The sequence below is a fragment of the Kitasatospora sp. MY 5-36 genome, assembly GCF_001182915.1.
In the GTDB taxonomy this organism is placed as follows: domain Bacteria; phylum Actinomycetota; class Actinomycetes; order Streptomycetales; family Streptomycetaceae; genus Kitasatospora.
The window spans coordinates 1-2572 of sequence record NZ_LFVW01000997.1; the positions used below are offsets into that span (position 1 = coordinate 1).

The 2572-nt window shown below is 72.1% G+C and carries 4 protein-coding genes and 1 pseudogene; all 5 read right to left on the reverse strand.

The features are described from left to right. Positions 1-449, reverse strand: a pseudogene (locus tag AE652_RS39335) (hypothetical protein); the annotation flags it as partial. Positions 450-454: 5 nt separating this feature from the next. Further along, positions 455-613: a DUF6760 family protein gene (locus AE652_RS47630; protein ID WP_199823216.1), complete on the reverse strand. Its 159-nt coding sequence runs from the start codon at positions 611-613 to the stop codon at positions 455-457. Continuing rightward, a complete protein-coding gene (locus AE652_RS39340) occupies positions 610-1095 on the reverse strand; it encodes a hypothetical protein (protein WP_049660362.1) in 486 nt (161 codons plus the stop codon). Before AE652_RS39340 ends, AE652_RS47630 begins: the two co-directional genes overlap by 4 nt. Further along, positions 1092-1532, reverse strand: coding sequence for a phage tail protein (locus AE652_RS39345; protein ID WP_049660364.1), 441 nt, complete (start codon positions 1530-1532; stop codon positions 1092-1094). The genes AE652_RS39340 and AE652_RS39345 overlap by 4 nt, the downstream gene beginning before the upstream one ends. A gap of 83 nt (positions 1533-1615) precedes the next feature. Further along, a partial coding sequence (locus AE652_RS39350; protein ID WP_049660365.1) for a phage tail sheath subtilisin-like domain-containing protein occupies positions 1616-2572 on the reverse strand: 957 nt, incomplete at its 5' end.

Here is a 2572-nt window from a genome sequence, read left to right on the forward strand (position 1 = left end):
CGCTGGACCGGCCGGGCCTGCCGGGCCGCCGCCGACTCCCCGCTCTCCACGGGCTCTTCCGCCCCGGACTCCCTCGGGAGGACCGGCACGACGAGCTCGTCCCCGCCCGTGCGGACGGGCGCCGGAGAGCCCGGCCCGGCCACCGCCCGCAGGATGCCGGCCGGCGCGGTCGGGAGGACCGCGTGGCCGAGCGGCCCGCAGAGCGAGGGGTCCTGCCACGCGCTGAGCCGGGACCGGAACCTCAGGCCGTCGCTGACGCCGTGGCCCGGCCCGGCGAGGGTCGGGACCAGCGGCGCGACCGCGCGCCAGCCCCCGTCCCCGGACGCCCGGCGCCGCTGAACGACCTCGCCCGTACCGCCGGACGCACCGTCAGCACCGCCGTCGCCGCCGTCGCCGACAGCGGCGTCGGTGCCGCCCCGACGCCGGCCGATCCAGTCCCGAAGCCCCACCCGGCTCACCCGCCTTCGCTGATGCGGGTGTTGATCCGGGCGATCTCCCTGACCCACTGCCCGCGTTCGCGGTGGGTCAGGTCGAGGATGTCCTCCCGCTGCCAGTGGAAGTGGTAGGCGATGTACGCGATCTCCTCGTACAGCCGAGCAGGCGCGTACGTCACGATTCCCCCAGGCGCCCACCGGCGAGGTCGACCTCGAAGGCGCCGTCGCAGTGCGGGCAGGTCACCGCGGCGCGCGTGTGGCCTTCGCTGTTGATCCGCTGGTAGAGGTCCTGGAGGAAGGCCACGTCGGTGGCGTACATCCGCTCGACGATCCCGGCGTGCACGTCGGTGAGGTCGCCGAGCCGGGTGATCACGTGGCTGAGCAGCACCACACTGAGGTAGGCCGGGTTCTCCTTGACCCGCAGGTCGATCTGCGGCATCAGCTCGTCACGGGCGGTGGCCAGGCGCATGGCGCCGTGCCGGTGCACGGTGCCGTCGTCGTCCACGTACCCGATCGGCAGCTCGAACTCGAACTCGGTGTGCGGCACCCGCCCCCGGGGCTGCGCCGCCGTCGCTGCCGCCGGGGCCTGCTGCTGCGGCGCGGTGTTCTGGGGGGCCGGAGCCCGTTCCAGCAGCTCCTCCAGGCCGATCTTGCGCCTCACTCGACCGAGATCTCCTCGAACACGATGGTCACGGTCTCGGTGGCGGCGCTGGATTCGCCGGCGCTGAGGGTCGGGCCCTCCCAGCGGCTGGCCCAGGCGTTGAGGAGCTGGATGCGCCGCAGGGTGGCACCGGTGGTGTCCTTGACCTCGATGGTGAGGTTCTGCCGCGCGGTGTTGATCGCCCCGTTGTTGAGGGTCTCCTTGATCCAGTCCGTGAACGCGCCGCTCTTGTCCAGGCCGCGGGTGATGGTCACCTCGCCGGGGAGCCGGGCGCCGGGCTGCTTGCGGACGATCAGTTTGCCCTCTTGGGTCACCTGCTTGTACTCGACGACGTCCTGTTCGACCGTCAGGTTGCTGATCTCCTTGACGGACTCGACGTTGTAGCCGCCGAGTTGGACGCCGAATATGTGTGTGGAGAGCGGATCGCCTTCAGCCATGGGTCTGTGTCACCTTCCGATGCGAGGGGTGCCGAGGGTGCCGAGGAGCGGCACGGAGGGGTGGTGCCGACCGAGCCGGCCGGTCATTCGTTGACGAGGCTCGTGCTGTCGGAGAACTGGGACAGCCGGAACACCACGAACTCCGCGGGCTTCACCGGGGAGACGCCGATCTCGCAGATCACCTGGCCGAGGTCGATGGACTCCGGCGGGTTGTTGTCGCGGTCGCACTTGACGTAGAAGGCCTCGGCCGCGGTCTGGCCGAACAGGGCCCCGCGTCGCCACTCCTCGGTGAGGAACGCGGTGATGTTCCGGCGGATGCTGGACCACAGCCGGTCGTCGTTGGGCTCGAAGACCACCCACTGGGTCCCCAGGAGGATGGACTCCTCCAGGTAGTTGAACATCCGGCGGACGTTCAGGTAGCGCCACGCCGGGTCGGAGGAGAGGGTGCGCGCGCCCCAGATCCGGATGCCGCGCCCGGGGAACGCCCGGACGCAGTTGACGCCGATCGGGTTCAGCAGGTCCTGCTCGCCCTTGCTGAGGCGCAGCTCCAGGTCCACCGCGCCGCGGATGACCTCGTTGGCGGGCGCCTTGTGCACGCCGCGCTCGGCGTCGCTGCGGGCCCACACCCCGGCGACGTGCCCGCTCGGCGGGACCAGCACGTTGCGGCCGCTCGCCGGGTCGAACACCTTGATCCACGGGTAGTAGAGCGCGGCGTAGCGGGAGTCGAAGCCCGCCTCGTCGTTGCGCCAGGTGCGCATCCGCTGGGCGTTGAGGCCGGGCGGCGGGTCCAGGACGGCGATCCGGTCGCCCATCTGCTCGCAGTGCGACATCACCGCCAGCTGGACGGTGCGCAGGCCCTCGTCGTCGAGGTCGCCGCGCTGGTAGGCGCTCATCAGGTCGGGGACCGCGACCATGGTGATCTCGTCGATCGCCTCCAGGCCGCCGAAGCCGGTCCGGGCGGCGGCGTCGCCGACGTACTCGGCGGGGTCGAGGCGGCCGGTCGGGGCCGCGGCGGGCGCGGGCGCGGCGGCCAGGGCGTG

Excerpts from the sequence above, each read along its gene's own strand:
- AE652_RS39345 (WP_049660364.1), bottom strand. The coding sequence starts at position 1,532 with ATGGCTGAAGGCGATCCGCTCTCCACACACATATTCGGCGTCCAACTC.